This is a genomic window from Candidatus Kuenenia sp. (genome assembly GCF_027493735.1).
GTDB classification, from domain to species: Bacteria; Planctomycetota; Brocadiia; order Brocadiales; family Brocadiaceae; genus Kuenenia; species Kuenenia stuttgartiensis_A.
Genome location: NZ_JAOSKF010000001.1, coordinates 22,062 through 38,929, shown reverse-complemented (window position 1 = coordinate 38,929; position 16,868 = coordinate 22,062). Strand labels below are relative to the sequence as shown.

16 protein-coding genes and 1 pseudogene are annotated in these 16,868 nt (G+C 40.2%); 15 read left to right on the top strand and 2 right to left on the bottom strand.

The features are described from left to right. The first annotated feature begins 94 nt into the window (after positions 1 to 94). From M5U24_RS00190 to M5U24_RS00160, 7 genes are all read left to right on the top strand, one after another. A complete protein-coding gene (locus M5U24_RS00190) occupies positions 95 to 1,138 on the top strand; it encodes a lysylphosphatidylglycerol synthase transmembrane domain-containing protein (RefSeq protein WP_298201261.1) in 1,044 nt (347 codons plus the stop codon). A gap of 74 nt (positions 1,139 to 1,212) precedes the next feature. Next, positions 1,213 to 1,530, top strand: coding sequence for a DUF2325 domain-containing protein (locus M5U24_RS00185; RefSeq protein WP_099326444.1), 318 nt, complete (start codon positions 1,213 to 1,215; stop codon positions 1,528 to 1,530). A gap of 413 nt (positions 1,531 to 1,943) precedes the next feature. Further along, positions 1,944 to 2,606 carry an HD-GYP domain-containing protein gene (locus tag M5U24_RS00180; protein WP_099326445.1) on the top strand — a complete coding sequence of 221 codons (663 nt, stop codon included), beginning with the start codon at positions 1,944 to 1,946 and terminating at the stop codon, positions 2,604 to 2,606. A gap of 2 nt (positions 2,607 to 2,608) precedes the next feature. Continuing rightward, positions 2,609 to 4,900, top strand: coding sequence for a hypothetical protein (locus M5U24_RS00175; protein WP_099326446.1), 2,292 nt, complete (start codon positions 2,609 to 2,611; stop codon positions 4,898 to 4,900). 573 nt (positions 4,901 to 5,473) lie between these two features. Beyond that, the gene (locus M5U24_RS00170) at positions 5,474 to 5,944 is read left to right on the top strand and encodes a hypothetical protein (protein ID WP_099326448.1); all 471 of its coding nucleotides are present in this window, start codon (positions 5,474 to 5,476) and stop codon (positions 5,942 to 5,944) included. Positions 5,945 to 6,119: 175 nt separating this feature from the next. Beyond that, the gene (locus M5U24_RS00165; RefSeq protein ID WP_099326449.1) at positions 6,120 to 7,871 is read left to right on the top strand and encodes an FAD:protein FMN transferase; all 1,752 of its coding nucleotides are present in this window, start codon (positions 6,120 to 6,122) and stop codon (positions 7,869 to 7,871) included. Continuing rightward, positions 7,825 to 8,376 (top strand): hypothetical protein, encoded by a 552-nt coding sequence (locus tag M5U24_RS00160; protein WP_172953495.1) that lies wholly within the window; start codon positions 7,825 to 7,827, stop codon positions 8,374 to 8,376. The genes M5U24_RS00165 and M5U24_RS00160 overlap by 47 nt, the downstream gene beginning before the upstream one ends. Positions 8,377 to 8,747: 371 nt before the next feature. Here M5U24_RS00160 and M5U24_RS00155 read toward each other — a convergent pair whose 3' ends face one another. Then, complete coding sequence (locus M5U24_RS00155; protein WP_298201258.1) at positions 8,748 to 9,779, bottom strand: ISL3 family transposase; 1,032 nt, start codon at positions 9,777 to 9,779, stop codon at positions 8,748 to 8,750. Positions 9,780 to 10,102: 323 nt separating this feature from the next. Here M5U24_RS00155 and M5U24_RS00150 point away from each other — a divergent pair, with 323 nt between their 5' ends. From M5U24_RS00150 to M5U24_RS00130, 4 genes and pseudogenes are all read left to right on the top strand, one after another. Beyond that, a complete protein-coding gene (locus M5U24_RS00150) occupies positions 10,103 to 10,342 on the top strand; it encodes a hypothetical protein (RefSeq protein WP_099326452.1) in 240 nt (79 codons plus the stop codon). A 15-nt stretch (positions 10,343 to 10,357) separates the two neighbouring features. After that, positions 10,358 to 10,879, top strand: a complete 522-nt coding sequence (locus M5U24_RS00145) for a transposase (protein ID WP_099326453.1) — start codon at positions 10,358 to 10,360, stop codon at positions 10,877 to 10,879. Further along, positions 10,863 to 11,780: pseudogene (locus M5U24_RS00135) on the top strand (type I restriction endonuclease). Before M5U24_RS00145 ends, M5U24_RS00135 begins: the two are co-directional and overlap by 17 nt. 115 nt (positions 11,781 to 11,895) lie before the next feature. Beyond that, entirely contained in the window at positions 11,896 to 12,075 is a 180-nt protein-coding gene (locus M5U24_RS00130; protein ID WP_164994260.1) for a hypothetical protein, read from the top strand. 215 nt (positions 12,076 to 12,290) lie between these two features. Here M5U24_RS00130 and lhgO read toward each other — a convergent pair whose 3' ends face one another. Beyond that, complete coding sequence (gene lhgO / locus M5U24_RS00125; protein WP_099326455.1) at positions 12,291 to 13,484, bottom strand: L-2-hydroxyglutarate oxidase; 1,194 nt, start codon at positions 13,482 to 13,484, stop codon at positions 12,291 to 12,293. Positions 13,485 to 13,844: 360 nt separating this feature from the next. Between lhgO and cobK the strand changes: the two genes are divergently transcribed. The 4 genes from cobK to M5U24_RS00105 all read left to right on the top strand — a co-directional run bounded on the left by cobK (position 13,845) and on the right by M5U24_RS00105 (position 16,858). Then, positions 13,845 to 14,525, top strand: a complete 681-nt coding sequence (gene cobK / locus M5U24_RS00120; protein ID WP_298201383.1) for a precorrin-6A reductase — start codon at positions 13,845 to 13,847, stop codon at positions 14,523 to 14,525. A gap of 221 nt (positions 14,526 to 14,746) precedes the next feature. Then, on the top strand, positions 14,747 to 14,902 hold the full coding sequence (locus M5U24_RS00115) for a hypothetical protein (RefSeq protein ID WP_157820699.1): 156 nt from the start codon (positions 14,747 to 14,749) through the stop codon (positions 14,900 to 14,902). 77 nt (positions 14,903 to 14,979) lie between these two features. Beyond that, a complete protein-coding gene (locus M5U24_RS00110; RefSeq protein ID WP_099326457.1) occupies positions 14,980 to 15,639 on the top strand; it encodes a metallophosphoesterase in 660 nt (219 codons plus the stop codon). Between the two features lie 61 nt (positions 15,640 to 15,700). Continuing rightward, the gene (locus M5U24_RS00105) at positions 15,701 to 16,858 is read left to right on the top strand and encodes a glycosyltransferase family 4 protein (protein ID WP_099326458.1); all 1,158 of its coding nucleotides are present in this window, start codon (positions 15,701 to 15,703) and stop codon (positions 16,856 to 16,858) included. Positions 16,859 to 16,868 lie beyond the last annotated feature (10 nt).

Sequence of the window (16,868 nt, the reverse complement as noted above, 5' to 3'; positions counted from 1 at the left end):
TCGTTGGCAGGATTTTAAGTTTTTTATATGTATGAGCGTGTTAAGAGTGTTGAACCGTCGTTACAAAAATCGATATTTTCAGATGAATAATTGTGTGAATTACAAAAAAGAGATAGTTAAAAATAGCATAAAATGGCTCTTCCCCATAGCATTGCCGTTTGTTATTTATTGGGTTTTATTTTCGAAAATGAGGCCGGAAGATTTTCTCGTTACGATAAAAAATGCGTCTGTTCTCTGGTTAGCATTAGGGTTTATTGCCTATAGCGCAAACCAGGCATTTCGCACATTACGTTTTCAATGCCTTATCCACACAAAAAAGACATTGAGAAAACAATTGTTCCGGGTGCAGTCATTATACATTTTTTATAACTACTTGCTGCCTTTTAGGACCGGAGAGGCTACGTATATATATCTTGCGCGAAAGCATTTGAACATTCCTGTGGCGAACGGTATCTCTTCCCTTGTGGTTGCAAGGATGTTTGATTACTCACTTCTTATTGTATGTTGCGGGATAATAGCATTATGTATGAAATTGCGCATGACACCCTGGATAAGCATGCTAATGAAAGGCGGGGCAGTATTGTTTTTTGCGATTACCGCATTGTTTATTTTGTGCATGTTAAGGAAGAATACCTATGTGGTATGGATAGGGGAAAAAAGTAATTTTTTCGCTTTGTGGCAGGAAAATAAATTAATCCAAAAATTTTCAGGAGAGTTTCAGAAAATTGTACAGAGCTTCAGGGAAATCAGTAATATCAGGACAGGCCTTCAAACCGTTTTTTATACACTATGTACCTGGTTGTGCATATTCCTGGCTTTTTATATGATTACCAGGGGATTAGGGTATTCTGTAAGCTTTTTGCAGATGACAGCCGTATCGGTTATCGCCGTAATGTCAAGGGCGTTTCAGGGGGTCGCGGATTTTGGTTCACACGAGATGGGATGGTTCGGAGGACTGGTGCTTATCGGGTTTTCAGGGAAAGACGCCAGTATCGTATCTTTTTCATCACACATAATTATACTGTGTTATATGCTGGTTGTTACCATTTATTCAAAAATTACTTTGAGAAAATACGATGCTATCGCAGCGGCGCCATGTATTTTGAAAGAAAGATATGGAAGGAAAGTCGGAGAATAATTTTATTGACAATCAGATTTTTTTTAGTAGTATATTGCGAATGAGTCTCAATAACAATATTTGGAGGATTGAAAATGTCTGTATTGATAGTGGGCGGTGATCATCTGGGGAGTATTCCAAAGGAGCTCGATAAAATAGGGGTGAATGATATAAAACATCTGGCTGGGAGGAGCAATCAAAAGATGCGAAACAGCATTCCTGAGTCAATGGATTTTATTATCGTATTGTGTGATTACGTGAACCATAACCTTTCACATAAAATTAAAGAGTATGCAAGTTTGAAGGAAATACCCGTTGTTTATGCAAAAAGATCATGGTCGTCCATTTATCAAAAGATAAAGGATAACCAGTGTCAGCTTAAAAAGAAGGGGTTGCTGTTCCCACTTAATTAAACGTATAGGAATTTTCAATATTTTTGTAGAGACGCATTGCATGCGTCTCTACAAAAAATGTTATGGAATTTCAAAGTTGTAGAACGAAGCGATTGCTTCGTTACGAGCGAAGTGGCGCTTTGCTCTGCATTGATGTATTGGAGTTTCAAATTTTTAGTCAAACAATGAACAAACTCACCCATTAATCCCCTCCCAAGAAGGGACTTGTCAAATTCCCCTCTTGGGAGGGGCCAGGGGGTGAGTAAAATTGAATGCCGTTGGTTTTTGGCTTTTAAAAACTCAACTTAAAAGAAACAATTCTCATTTTCTCGCTAAAAAGAGGGGATAAAGAAGGGGGCAGTGGGTTAAACAGTTATAAAAATTACGAATGTTTAATAAACCATTGAGGAGCAGTTATCGATTAAAATAATATTATGACAAGACAAAAGGCAAATATCCACGAAGTAATTGATATTGTCGTAAATATTTTAAATGCAAGGGATCCATACACCTCTATTCATTCATGGCGCGTTGCTGAATTGTCAGTGATGATTGCAAATGAAATGGCATTGCCGGAGAATGAAAAAGAAATAATACATATAGCAGCACATTTGCACGATATAGGCAAGATAGGTATATGCGATAAGATATTAAATAAACCTGGAAAACTGACCATTGAAGAAAAAAAAGAAATACAGGCACATCCACGGATAGGTTGTAATATTCTGAAAAGATTGCCGTTGTTTGGGGATATATCATGGATAGTGCTTCACCATCATGAACGTTTTGACGGACTGGGTTATCCGGAAGGCATTAAAGGGGGAGGCATTCCTCTGGCCTCGAGAATAATTTCTGTGGCAGACGCCGTTGATGCAATAATTGCAGGCCGTTCCTATAGAAGGGCAAAAAACATAGAGGAATGTTTCGGGGAGATTGAGCTTCATACCGGGAGCCAGTTTTGTCCAACAGTAATAAGCCACATGATGAAGATACAAAATGAAATAGAAGTGGTATTAAATAAATTAAAAACAGAAGAAATAAAACATTATGCCTTTGTGGGGCATGAAGAATTAATGCACTCAAGGAGATTGATTTAGTTATGAAATATAATACTACTCTAAAGATAACCATTGTGTTTTTCATTGTATCTGTTTTTCTTTGCAAGGGCGCCTTTGCCGGTGTTTCATATACGTTGAGCAGAAATGCGGACTTTTCTACGGATGACAGGGCTTTTCTCGCCACGGATACCCTCTTTGTGAAGATATCACAAAATAAGTATGACTATCATGACGTTACAAAATCTGTTTTTACTTTAAAAGAAAAGGGTAAAAACTCAAAAAATGAATTTGAATTAACCTGGAATACGGCTCAAAGCGCGTTCACAGGTTCAGTTTCGTTCGGTGATTATGAGGTTGGCAAAAAAATAACAATCAAGATACTACTGGAATGGAAAGATTATAAAATCAGAAAAAAAGCGCGTCTTGTGGTAGGTACGTATGAAACGTGGGAGATTGCCGGAACCGTTTATGATAAATATTCAGGTAATATAAAAGATGCCCGGGTAAGGATACAGGGGATGGCGGATATTAATAAAAATGATGAGAGCTATTATCCGGAAGATGAAGCACACTATGTGCTCTCTGACGAAGACGGAAGTTTTTTAATTACATACGAGGGCATTTCCGGACAGGAAGTCATAGTTGCCGCAGGCAAAGAAGGATTTAAAAATGCGGGTAAAGAAATAATTTTGGGGGAGGATGATTTTGCAGAGATTGCCCTTTCAACGTTTCCGGAGAAAGACCATTCTGATTATGAATACCGGACGAGTAAAAATTGTAAAAAGTGTCACAGTAATATTTATAATGAATGGAATGACAGCGAGATGGCAGCCTCGGCGATGAATCCGATAAATCAACTGAACTTTCTTTTATATACCGCATGGTACGTGACGGGTGACCGCTCAAATTTTGAAGATGATTCAATCTTTAACGATCCGAATCCTGAATTTGTAGGCGATAAGGGGAAAATATTTGAAGACGACACCGGCAGATATAAGATTCTCGGAGACGCGGGGAATCTTCACGATTGCGCTGATTGTCATTCTCCTTCGTTTGCATCCGGTTTACAGGGCGACGGTAAGACACCAAAATGGGATATGAGGGCAGGTGTTTTGACTGATGTTGATAATTTATCTTCAATAGACAAACAGGGTGTTCATTGTGATTTTTGTCATAAGATTCAAAATGTGCATGATGGGGAAGAGTATTGGACGGAACCAGGCGTGAATTATAAAGTTGACCTTTTACGTCCCGATCCTTCCCTGGAATCCTCAAAAGAGGGGAAGGTGATGTTTGGGCCTTTTGACGATGTTACATATAAAAGTATGCAGGCATCGTACGTTCCTCTGTTTAAAAAGAGTGAAATATGCACCTCCTGCCATCAGGATGCACGGAAATTATATTTACAACCGGTAGACGAAAATGATCAACCTACGGGCGAAGAAACCATTGAGAGAATATTATGGAGTGAAGATACATATCGCGAATGGAGATTTAGCGGTTATAGCGGATTGGAAGAAGATTATCCGGTAAACAATTATGCAGGGCGGGCGCTGCAGTGTCAGGATTGCCATATGAAAGACCCACCCCCTGACCCCGCAACGGGCAAATCTATTGCAAATTATAAAGAGGTCACAGATTCATTTTATATGTTGTCCGAAGACAAAAAGCAGTCGGGGACCAGCCGCGACCCCAGAACCATATATCCTCACCATTTTGAAGGAACCAATCAAAACCTTCCGGTTGGCGAAAAGAAACGATATCTTGATTGGGCGGTGGATCTTTCAGTTTCGAATGCCAGTGTCACTGATGGTATTGTCAGTTTTGATGTGGATGTGAAAAATTCACATACGGGTCATGCTTACCCATCCGGTGTTACGCAACGAAATGTCGTTTTATATGTGGAAGTAACGCAAACAGGAAATTCTCTTAGTCAAACCAATGATCAAGTCGTTGATACCCCGGGAGGAAATTTCCCGAATGGCTATTATAATGGTGAAGGAGACTATGCAGGGAAGTCGGGCAAAATATTCATAAAACATAACAGGATGCTTGAAGATAACAAGGATCTGGATCCTTTTTTCAATGATATATTGTATGCCTTTGCCGTTGAGGAATTGTACGATACGCGCATCAAGGCGAATGAGACAGACACCACACACTATGAGTTCCAAACACTGGACAACAGCACAATAACCATCACTGCAAGGCTTATTTACCGCTTTTATCCGAAAGGAACGCTTGAATTTGCGGCGCAAAACGGATATGTGATTTCTTCCCTGGAGGAAAATGATTATGAATCGCATAAAGTGGAAATAACCGTAGAGCCGTAAAATGGATATCCGTGAAGGTGCGTTACTGAACAAAAAAATTAAGAACAAATTCGAATGTCGAATCACGAAATTCAAGACAAATACTAAATTAAAATGTTTGAATGCCCAAAACATTGCAATTATCGGGATTTTTCAAAAAACTCTTTGCGGGTTCAGAAGCGCCACATACATTTTATGGTTAAATTGCCTATATAAAACGTGGGGTTCAGGTCACAGACCTGAACCCGCTTGGAGATCGCATAAATTGGAAATAACTGTAGAGCCGTAAAATGGATACCAAGGATTTACATATTTTAAATAAAATCCATTACAAGGGGTGGCACGGACAAACTCTGTTTGTCCGTGATTTTTCCGTGGAGTAGTTTCTTGGATCTGATTCAATTGTCCAAAATTGAACCGAAACTTTTTGCACTGTTTATGGTTTTTTTCACGGCTTTTTACCATTCACAGCCAATGGTACTGTAAAAAACATCCGGTTCAATCTGAAAACAGGAAGGATACAAAGTGTTTGTAAAAGATGGATATATCTGTTACTATTTTTACTTTTCAACGAAGACAAAGGGATTGTCGTAAATGAAACGGAATGTTGCCTTATTAATGATCACTTTTTTTGCTTTCATAGCACTTGCCGGTTGCGCTACAGGACAATGGGGACGAAGGAATTTAACCAATGTTTCACGGTATGTCAACGGCGATGCAGCATCGGTTTGGGAGGCGGTTGATCAGGCGCTTATTGGAATACGCGTGAAAGAGAAGAATGTAGAAAAAGGACTTCTGATAACTGACTGGGTGAGTGGCTATTCCACAACACAGAACATGGGAGTGCTTTTGGAGGGGCGATGGCACGAACGTTACCGTTTATTCATTACCGTTGTGCCGGAGCAAAACAAAACCTATCTTTCGATAGGATCTCAGGTGGAACAGAAGGCTCCTGGCGGAACGCGCGCGTATCGCTGGGACCGCATTCCGTCAAATGGACTCCCCGAACAAATGATCCTTGATAGGGTTGAACAGATTCTTAGTGCAATGGAGCAGGCACCTTGAAACATTTAATTGCAATGTAGGGGCGAAGCATTTGTTGTAAATTGTCATAAATGCGTTCATACCCAAACGGGCAAATGCTTCACCGCTACCGTGCTCTCCAATGTGTCAATATTAGCTTTTTTAAATCGGTTTGAGGCCCCGCTTCGCCGGATATTTTCCGATAGGATAGTTTATCATGAATAAAAATGTATTTTTTCAGTTCAGCCTTTACGTTTCACTGATCTTGTTGGTGTCTTTTGCCGGCAAGGTTTTTTCTCAGGAAGGGGAAGCGGAACCTGCAGAAAATTTTCAAATGGACGTGTATCTTACCCAGGAAGAGGCGCTTAAACTGGTTTTCCCGAAGAGCGATGAAATAGTAACCGACGAATTTATTATGACTCCGGAAGAAAAACAGCATCTGGAACAGTTATTAAAAAGGCGTATCTTTGAGGATGGTTTTATCGTATATATTGGAAAGAAAAATAATGAAATCCAGGGATATGCGATCATAACAGAAGAGATAGGCAAGTTTCACCCGTTTACCTTTATTGTTGGAGTAAAACCAAACGGGAAGATAAGCGAGGTCGCCGTGCTTGTCTATCGGGAAAGCCGCGGGGGAGAGATTGCAAGGAAACGTTTTCTCCACCAGTTTTCAGGCAAATCATTCAAAAATTCAATCAGGACCAACAAAGACATCATTAATATCACCGGTGCTACCATGTCAGTTCAATATATGTGCGCCGGTGTAAGGAAGGTGCTGGGAGTGATAAATGAATATTATCTGAACGGCAAGAGGGAGGTAAACGTTAAGAAACAGGGCAATACCCTGGTAAAACTTAATGGAGATGGCACGTTTAATGATAAAAAAATGCAATCGTCTGAGGGCGTGGCGCATCGCAATTTCAATGAAGAACAGAGCAAAAAAGGGGATGAAGCTTCCGGGAAAAAACTCGTAAAAGAAACGAGAATGATTATGGGTACTTTCGCTGAGATATCCACCTATTCCAATGATGTGAAGAATGCAGGTGCAGCAATTGACGCCGCGCTGAATGAAATGGAGCGAATGGACGCACTTTTAAGCAATTACAAAAAAGACAGCGAACTTTCCAGGGTGAATAGGGAAGCGGCAAAGGCTCCTGTTCCATGCTCTGAGGAATTCCTGGAATTTATTGAACAATCACTTTTTTTTAGCGAGTTAAGCGGCGGGGCGTTTGATATTACCGTTTCTCCCATAGTTTCGTTATGGGGGTTCTTTAATGAGAAGGGACATATTCCCTCTGATGAAGAAATTAACAGGCTTTTGCCGTCTGTATCGTATAAAAATATAGAGATAAAAAGAAACGGAGATAAGAAAAAACCAGGCACGGTGTTTTTTAAACATATATCAACGCAAATAGACCCGGGCGCTATTGGGAAAGGATATGCCGTAGACAAGGCGTTGAACGTATTAAAGAAATATGGCATTGACAATGCCTGTATTAATCTGGGCGGCAATATATATGTATTGGGGGTTTCTGACGGGAAAGACGCCTGGAGGGTTGGCATACAGCATCCTAGATATAAAAATGAAATACTGGGATATTTGGAGCTTAAGGATGAAGCAACTGCGACGTCGGGCGATTATGAACGATTCTTTGAAATTAATGGCGTCCGGTATTCACACATAATTGATCCACGGACAGGGAAGCCTGTAAACGGAACAATTGCTGTGACAATAATTGCTCCATCCGGAACGGATGTTGATGCGCTTTCTACAAGTGTATATGTTTTGGGACAAGAAAAAGGACTGAAATATTTACGTGAGATTCCCGGTGCTGAGGCATTGATTGCGTGTGAGAAGGGCGGGAAAATTGTATTGTATGCAACCCGTGGTTTTAATGAAAAATTTACAAGAGTTGAAAATGAAGGAAAAACCGATGTCACGTGGCATGTGGTCTCTGCCAATTAGCAATAAGATATTTTTTACATTTTTCCTGGCCATAATTACCGTCGCCATTGGGGTAGGTTTTTGGATAGCGTATGACAAGACGGGTTTTTCTCCGGCGAAAACGGTGCGCTATTATTGTGGCGATGAAGGGGGAGAATTTGATCCGAATCAATCTCAGGAAGAATACCTGGAGAGCTTAAAGGAAGGTATTTATTTTCCCAAGTCGTACAGAGAACTTTTAGGAGTAACCCACGCCCATATTTTCTCAATACCCATTGTCGTTTTTATCCTTTCCAGGATGCTTGCAATGACGCAATTGCGTGATTGGTTAAAGATTGCCGTTTACAGCGGCTCTTTAGCAGGGATCATCATGAACCTCGGTGCGCCATGGCTTATACGCTATACATCACACCATTTTGTCATACTGTTAACCATTTCCAACATCCTCTTTATCCTTACCTTCGGCGCATACATCTTTTTCCCCCTCTACGATATGTGGTTTTATCGTGGGCAAATAAAAAAGTAACAGGCAACACAGACAGACAAACAGCTACAGCACGACAATACCTGAGACAGTAGGGGCGAAGCATTTGCTATAAATTGTCATAAATGCGTTCATACCCAAACGGGCAAATGCTTCGCCCCTGCTTTTTTAAAAGACTAATGTGTTACATAAGTTTTGATAATTTGTTAAATCAAATCCCACTAATGTTCTGGAAACAGAGTTTCCAGTGCAATAAGGCGCTCTCCGACGAATAGTTAGTTGGCTCTTCAGGCAAATGAGTGGGTAAATTTTTGCATTTTTATATCTCTGGTAGCATACAAGTAAGAATTTTTAGCCGAAGATATTCCTCATTTCTCAGACCGTATGCTCTTCTCTGTATCACCCTAATCTTGTTATTTAAGGCCTTCGACAAAGCCTAATGGGACCTTGTTCTCAGGTCTGCTGTATGCTGCAATGCCATCACAGTGTTTCTCTATCATTTCTGCAAACTTCTCGTAAGGCTTTAACCGTTGCCACTTCAGCGATTCCTTCCAGTTATCGAAAAACTTCCTTGACCATCCCCCTGTCTTATAGCTCCATAATTGTCCAAAGGATTCCTTCAACAGATAGGCAGTGTTGAGCCGTTTGTTTGCCATGAGCAGCTTCTTTAACGCCTTGCGTCCATCAAGGGTGAGGTTCTCTCTGTTTGACAGAAGCGTATATTTCTGCCCTTTGATATACGAACGTTCTTTACCTGAAAGCCGTGCATATTCCATCTTCCGCACTTTGTCCAACGCTTCCCCAAGATGCCTCATTACATGAAACTTGTCATAAAGGATCGCAGCATGAAACGCATTCTCCCTCGTTGACTTCTCAAATGCCTTCCACATATCCATTACTGCCAACCGTATCTTCTTTACCTTCTTTGCACCAAGCCACTGGTAAAATATATCGAGACTCTCTTTAGACCGATCCTTCCCTCCAAACCAAATCGGTCTTCCACGCTCCAAATCGCTTACCACTATCCGATAGGTATGCCCTTTCCTTATGGATATTTCGTCTATACCAATTACACGAGGTGCTGCTACTGGATACCTCCGAAGCTGTTTCTTCATGTATTCTTTGTCTAATGTCTTCACCGTATCCCAGTCCAGCTTGAACTCCTTCGCCACATCCTTTACGGTCATAGTACGGCACTTCCGTCCTACAGAATAGGCAAATCGCTTCGTGTAAAAGGGATTGCCCGCAAGCCATTCCAGTTTTTCCCGCTTCACCTTTTTGCACTTCCGACATAATACTCGCCGCACCTCCACTTCCAGGTAAATCCGTGCATCTCCACAGGATAAATCCCGTACCAGACGCACCTTCTTGTCGTAATGACTCCAATGAATCTTTCCACAACACCCACATCCCGTTTTTTTGTGTCCGCTTAAGTCTAATAACACGTGCCTTCGAGTCTCCAAATATCCCCTTAATTTCTGCTCTCGGACTAAACCCGGGGAAACCTATATTCGTCCAGCAGTCGTCTCTTTTTTTTCATTCAATTAGCATACAGTTTTTTTGCGCATAAAAAACTTCTTTTTTCCCTTATTTTATGCTATGTTGCAGTCAATTCATGACTCATTCTTACCCACTCACTTGCCTGAAGCAAAACATTTGTATAACAACTTTTTTCCGATTGACACAACATATTATGTGAAGTCGAAAAGTTAACTCTGCTGGGCTTTTCTATGAATATTTTTTGTTGAAAACTCTGAATTTCGAAGAAATGAATTCTGATTCAGCGGTTCCGGGTCTTAATAGAAACATTGCGCTTTCCACGGAAATCAAAATAGCACCTTATGAAAGGCTTAAAGATTTTAACCGCCAATGTGCCCCTTATCTTGAAAAAATAGATATAAATAATAAACAAATCCGTATCCTCGAAAAACTACGCGATTTACTGTTACAGAAATCAATGAGTGGCAAAGTAAGGTTCAATTTGAAGAAAATTAAGGCTTCTGATTAATGGACAGGTTGAAAATTGAAAAAATATAATCCAAAAATACATCATCGTCAGTCAATCAGATTAAAAGAATACGATTATTCACAGGAAGGATTCTATTTTATTACGATATGCACGAATCACTATGTATGTTTATTCGGCAAAATATACGATGGTAAAATGGTATTGAATAATGCGGGAAACATAGCAGAAGAATGTTGGTTAGATATTCCAAAACATTATCCGAATACCATTTTACGTGAATATGTGATTATGCCGAACCATGTACACTGGATTATCGAAATCGTTGCACATGTAGGGGCGAATAATTATTCGCCCCTACAAAACGGCACGTCCAAAACAATCGGCGCCATAGTGCGGGGATTTAAAATTGGCGTAACAAAATGGTTTCGGAAAAATACAAACGTACATACGGTATGGCAACGTAATTATTACGAACATATTATACGCAACGAACAATCATATTATAAAATTTCAGAATACATTATCAATAATCCCTCTCATTGGCTAACTGATAAATACTATGAACAAAATTTCTGAAAATACCATCGAACAATTCGCCATCGAACTGCTCGAAAAATCAGGCTATCAATACGTCTATGGCCCCGATGTTGCGCCCGACAGCGTAACACCTGAGCGACAGTCTTTTGAGGATGTTCTTCTCATTGAGCGGCTTACTGCCTTCGTGGTCCGCATCAATTCGAATGTCCCTGCGGATGCAAGGGAAGATGCGATAAAGTAATTGCTTTGTCTCAATTTACCCGATCTCATATCGAACAATGAAACTTTTCACCGGATGCTAACCGAAGGCATTAAGGTAAGCTACCAGAAAGATGGTAGCAGCCGTGGCGACCTCGTATGGCTTATTGATTTCAACTCCCCGGAGAACAACGACTTTTTGGTGTTGAATCAGTACACGGTAATCGAGAACCACGTCAACAAAAGGCCTGATGTAGTTCTTTTCGTAAATGGATTACCGCTGGTAATTATCGAGCTAAAGAATCCTGCCGATGAAAACGCTACTGTTCACTCCGCCTTTCAGCAGATACAAACCTACAAGCAGGCGATTCCCGGATTGTTTACATACAACGGTTTCATCGTTATTTCAGATGGGCTGGAGGCCAGGGCAGGTACAATTTCCGCCGCTTTCAACCGTTTTATGGCGTGGAAGACGGCTGACGACAAGGTTGAAGCCTCGCCTCTTATTGGTCAGCTTGAGACACTCGTCAAGGGTCTGTTGAATAAGACTACTCTCTTAGACCTTGTCCGGCATTTTATTGTTTTTGAAAAATCCAAAAGAGAGGACAGAGAAACCGGTATTATCACTATACAGACAGTAAAGATACTTGCAGCGTATCATCAGTATTATGCGGTGAACAGGGACGTTGAATCAACGATTAGGGCGGCTGGGTATGTACCCACCCCTAGCCCCTCCCGATAGGGGAATATAATTTTAGACCCCTTCCAGGGGTGGAACAGAATCTCTGATCCTTCTCAGGAGGGGAACATAGTTTCCGGCCTTTACAGGGTGGGGAATACAGATTCTCGATCCTCCCATGAAAACGACAAAACAAAAAGTCTCCTTTGTGTTGAGGGAAGAACAAAAAGTCCCCTCCTGGGAGGGGATTCAGAGGGTGGGTGGAAAGAGAAAAATCCTTTCCTATAATCCAAAACTCAAGGAGTTGGCAGGAAAACTGAGAAAAAATATGACGCTTTCAGAAACTTTGCTAATGTAACCTTTGCGCTTGCCCTGTTCGTCATAAACGTCATAATACTGTTGCTCCGTTTGTGATACCGTTGAAGTGCATCCGGCAACCAACAAACATGAGGCGATAATTATTGTTTTCATGGTGTCCCCTTAAAAAAGGTACGGTAAAAGTACGGCAGTAAGCTACTAACGGAAAATACAAGCTGCCTTGAATACCAATACATATAAGGCTTTGCCGGTGATTCACATCGCCTTTTCCACTTTATCTGCGATAAATTTGCTGAATGAAAAAGAAGAGGTAAATGCGGGGGATACCGCGTTTAATATGTGGGTGGAAGTTTCTTCCTGTTCTACAACGAAATCCATCTCCAGTTTCATTGTTCTTGTATCAAGCAGTTGCGCCCTTATTCCCGGGGTGAGATAATTGCCGAATTTATCCTCTTCCAGGTTTTTCACTAAATGAGCGGCTTGTTTTATGAAATATTTCCTATAGTGTTTTTTCATCTCTGCAAATGCCAGATCTCTGAAATTAAAAGAATTCATAAGAAAAAGTTTTGCCTCGTACCGGAGTATTTCAAAGAATTCTCCGGGATGAAAATTGGATAAACCCTCATAATTTTCCCTCCAAAATACGGGAATTGCCGTTGGCCCCATTTTTACCCTCCCGTCAACCATTTTTGTAAAGTGTACGCCAAGAAACGGGTTTTTCAGATTGGGAACGGGGTATATGTGTTTTTGAATAAAATTACTGTCCTTATATTCAATATACAGTCCTTTAAAAGGGATGAGGGTATAGTGTTTTCCAACACCGTATTGGTGGCCTATTTTATCGGCATACAGACCGGCGCAATTAATAAGGTGCCGGTAGTGTATTGTATTTTTATTAGTGACTGCCGAATGAAGGCCCTCTCGCTTTATGAATTTTTCATTCAATAGCAGGTTGATGTTTTTTTTAAAACCGGTTGCGATATGGTTCAATACTTCTTTTGGGTTCACCACTGAAGTTGCAGGAGAATGGATAGCCTTGCAATATGTTTTTGCATTTGGGTCGATTTGGGATAGTTCCTGTTCATCTATTATTTGTAATTCCACGCCATTTTTGTCACCTCTGTTTTTTAACGCATAAATCCCTTTTAAATCCTCTTCATCTTTTGCAACAACTACTTTCCCGCATCTGTTAATGGAAAGGTTGTGTTGTAAACAATATGCTGTTAAAAGCCTGTTTCCCTCAACCGTAAATTTCGCTTTTAAACTGTCAGGAGTATAGTAAAATCCCGCATGAAGTATGCCGCTATTCCTGCCACTTGCATGGCGGCCAGGGGAATCTTCTTTCTCGATTAAAGTAATTATTAATTCAGGATGTCTATGATGCAGCTCTCGCGCGATGGAGAGTCCCATAATGCTGGCGCCAATAATTAAAATGTCTGTTTTTATCATGTACGATATTCCTTAATGGATGGTTGCTGAACGTTTTTTTGTCTGAAAATACTTTCTATCTCCAGACTTCGCGAAGTACGATTTACGAGGTACGATTCAAAATTGTAAATCGTAAATCCAAAAGGATGTTTCAAATTTCCTTTTGAAATTGACCGGTAGTTTTATTTTATGTACGATAACAAGGCGTTGAAAAAGACCTGTTTCTATAGACCATTAATACCATGTTACGGAATGATATGGCAATAAATAAGGTGTAAGTATCATCATTTTGCCAAAAATTTACAAAAGTATTTTAATAAGCATTTTTTTCCGTTCTGCTTGTCTTAAAAAATCAATCGATAAAGCAGAGACACAGGATTTATTCCTTTACTTTTTTTTTTTTTTTTTTTTTTTTTTTTTTTTTTTTTTTTTTTTTTTTTTTCCCCCCCCGAAGAGGGTAAAGAAATCGTCCGACAACTTCATTATGATGGTTTTAATGTAAGGACTACAGTTGCTACTGAATATGGCAGAAAGATGTTTGAACAAATTGGACTTGATACTCTTTGCATTCAAAAGCGTTGTGACAAGGAAGGATTTAGAAGACTCATTCAGGAAAAAGGAATCACTGTTTTAATTGATGCAACACATCCTTTTGCGGTTGAAGCGACAAAAAACGCATATGAAGCATGCAGGGAAGCCGGCATTGACTATTTTCGCTTTGAACGCAAAGACTCCGTGATATCTGATCACCCGCTTATACATAGCGTTAGTTCTGCCGATGATGCGGTAAAAAAAGCCAGGCAGCTTGGAACTAATATTTTTTTGACAACCGGGATTTCAGGCGTTTCAAAGTTTATCTCTTTAAAAAATGAAAAACAGCTATTTGTTCGTATACTTCCCATACCGGAACATATCGTGTCGTGCATTGAAATGGGGATATTTCCTAAAAACATTATCGCAATGCATGGCCCGTTTTCAACAGAGTTAAACAAAGCTATGTTTCAGCAATACGGGATTAATGTCATCGTTTCAAAAGAAAGCGGGGGAGTGGGGGGTAAATGAGAAAATTCAGGCAGCTATTGAGTTAGGTATCGACACGATTCTGATAACAAGGCCTGCATTAGCATTACCGGATGTTTACACAAGTATTACTGATATCCTGAATAAAGTAAAAGCCCTGCGGTAAAACGATGCATTTGCATAATATAATGGACGGGCTTTTTCATACCAGTAGTTAAGATGCTTTTTTGGTAAGATAAGTAATAGAAAGGGAGGTCTGAAAAATGAGAAAGGGTTTTGATGCAGAATACATGGCAAAGGTGGCATTGGATGCTATCAGGGAAGAAAAGACGCTGGCAGAATTGTCATCACAGTACGAAGTTCATAAGACACAAATAGCAAAGTGGTGCAAACGAGCGATAGAAGGTACTAAACATTGAATTAGATAACGTAGGTCGGGTTTCTTGCCTGACTTTCTGGTCTCATATTTCGACAGAAGATTTTTTGAGGTGCGACAATGAAAATCATATCATTTGGCGATGTTCATGAAGACGTCAGTAAACTTCCGTTAATTCAACACATTGTGGAAAAAGCCGATTTAATAATTATTTCAGGTGACATTACAAACTGTCACGGCAAAAAACACGCTGAACCGGTCATAAACTTATTGAAAATGATTAATAATAATATATATGCACAGTATGGGAATATGGATACTTCTGCAGTAAATAATTATCTGACTGATATCGGCATAAACCTGCATGGGAAAGGGTATTTTTTTGGAGACGTTGGGGTATTCGGCTGTGGTGCATCAAATCCAACCCCTTTTAATACTCCGTCTGAAATCAGTGAAGATGAAATAGCGGCAAATTTGTTAAAAGGATATAACATGGTAAAGGGCGCACGATGGAAAATTATGGTGTGTCACACACCGCCCAAAGATACCGCTGTTGACAGAATTAGTAATGGCATGCATGTGGGAAGCAGCGCCGCGAGGGATTTTATTGAACAACAAAAGCCTCACGTTTGCATTTCAGGACATATACATGAGGCAAAAGGAAAAGATAAAATCGGGGACACGCTGATATTGAATGCGGGTATGTTTCGTGATGGGTGGTATATTGAAATAGATTGTGATGAAAGAGTAATATCTGCTAACCTGCGGTCTATAGCATAAGGGATTTCTATCTTTAACAACAATAACAGAATAAAGTCGCTGCCAAAGGAACCTGATTTCAATGAAGATTGCATTAGTAGTGTATCAATTTATTAAAGAAAAAGGTGGCGTTGAGCGTTATGTATATAATTTGGCAGAGCAACTAGTCAGTAAAAAATATGAGGTGCATATATTTACGCATTGTCTTCCTGAAAAAGAAGATAACAGATATATCTTTCACTATGTACCTGCCATTTCTTTCTGGTCTCCGCTAAAATACTGGACATTCGCCTTCAATGCCCCACGGGCGGTTAAAAAAACTGGCATACGATTTGACATTGTTCACGGGTTTACACAAACATTGTATCAGGATATTTACAGAGTAGGGGGGGGATGTCACTGGGATTATATGCTGCATACGTATCCTTCCATGCAGACCATCTTTGGCAGGGCATTGCTCTGCCTTAATCCAAGGCACATGAGCCTTTTGCTTTTAGAGAAAATGATTTTTAAAGGGAAACGCTACAAACAGGTTACTTGTATTTCTGAGATGTGCAAAGATGAGTTGGTGTCACATTATAAAATACCCCCTGAAGACATAGCAATTATTTACAATGGCGTGGATACAATGCTTTTTAGTCCGGATAACAGCCGGAAATACAGGGATAGCATAAGAAGCATGTATGATGTGGCTCCGGATGATATTCTTTTGGTGTTTGTGGGTTCCGGGTTTAAGAGGAAGGGCCTCATACATGTGATACATGCCTTGGCAATGGCAGATATGCCAAAAAACGTGAAACTGTTGGTTGTTGGCAGGGGATATGAAGAAAAGTTTCGGGCAATTGCGAAGGAGAAAGGTATTTATGAACTGGTAATTTTTGCGGGCACTAGCAAAGAAATTCACAAAATATATGCGGCAGGTGATATTTTTGTTTTCCCCAGTGAGTATGATGCGTTTGGCACGGCATGCCTGGAGGCAATGGCGTCGGGTCTTCCGGTAATTGTGAGTAAAGCGAGCGGTGCATCTGAAATTATCGAGGACGGCAAAGATGGTATCGTTATTGAACATCCGATCAATGCAAAAGAAATCGCTGATGCTTTGCAGATGCTTTATGATAAGGAGAAACGGAAGCAAATGGGACTGGCAGCAAGGAATAAGTCGGAAAAGTATTCATTAGAAGTAAATATAAACAAAACGTTGTCGGTATATCGGAGGCTTGTGTGTGACAGTAACTTTTAATACCATACTT

What these genes read in the sequence shown, in the direction of transcription:
- lhgO (WP_099326455.1), bottom strand. Translation starts at nt 13,484, where the DNA reads ATGATAAAAACAGACATTTTAATTATTGGCGCCAGCATTATGGGACTC.
- M5U24_RS00175 (WP_099326446.1), top strand. Translation starts at nt 2,609, where the DNA reads ATGAAATATAATACTACTCTAAAGATAACCATTGTGTTTTTCATTGTA.
- M5U24_RS00160 (WP_172953495.1), top strand. Translation starts at nt 7,825, where the DNA reads ATGAAGGAAAAACCGATGTCACGTGGCATGTGGTCTCTGCCAATTAGC.
- M5U24_RS00105 (WP_099326458.1), top strand. Translation starts at nt 15,701, where the DNA reads ATGAAGATTGCATTAGTAGTGTATCAATTTATTAAAGAAAAAGGTGGC.
- M5U24_RS00150 (WP_099326452.1), top strand. Translation starts at nt 10,103, where the DNA reads ATGAATTCTGATTCAGCGGTTCCGGGTCTTAATAGAAACATTGCGCTT.
- M5U24_RS00165 (WP_099326449.1), top strand. Translation starts at nt 6,120, where the DNA reads ATGAATAAAAATGTATTTTTTCAGTTCAGCCTTTACGTTTCACTGATC.
- M5U24_RS00130 (WP_164994260.1), top strand. Translation starts at nt 11,896, where the DNA reads ATGAAAACGACAAAACAAAAAGTCTCCTTTGTGTTGAGGGAAGAACAA.
- M5U24_RS00180 (WP_099326445.1), top strand. Translation starts at nt 1,944, where the DNA reads ATGACAAGACAAAAGGCAAATATCCACGAAGTAATTGATATTGTCGTA.
- M5U24_RS00185 (WP_099326444.1), top strand. Translation starts at nt 1,213, where the DNA reads ATGTCTGTATTGATAGTGGGCGGTGATCATCTGGGGAGTATTCCAAAG.
- M5U24_RS00170 (WP_099326448.1), top strand. Translation starts at nt 5,474, where the DNA reads ATGAAACGGAATGTTGCCTTATTAATGATCACTTTTTTTGCTTTCATA.
- M5U24_RS00115 (WP_157820699.1), top strand. Translation starts at nt 14,747, where the DNA reads ATGAGAAAGGGTTTTGATGCAGAATACATGGCAAAGGTGGCATTGGAT.
- M5U24_RS00110 (WP_099326457.1), top strand. Translation starts at nt 14,980, where the DNA reads ATGAAAATCATATCATTTGGCGATGTTCATGAAGACGTCAGTAAACTT.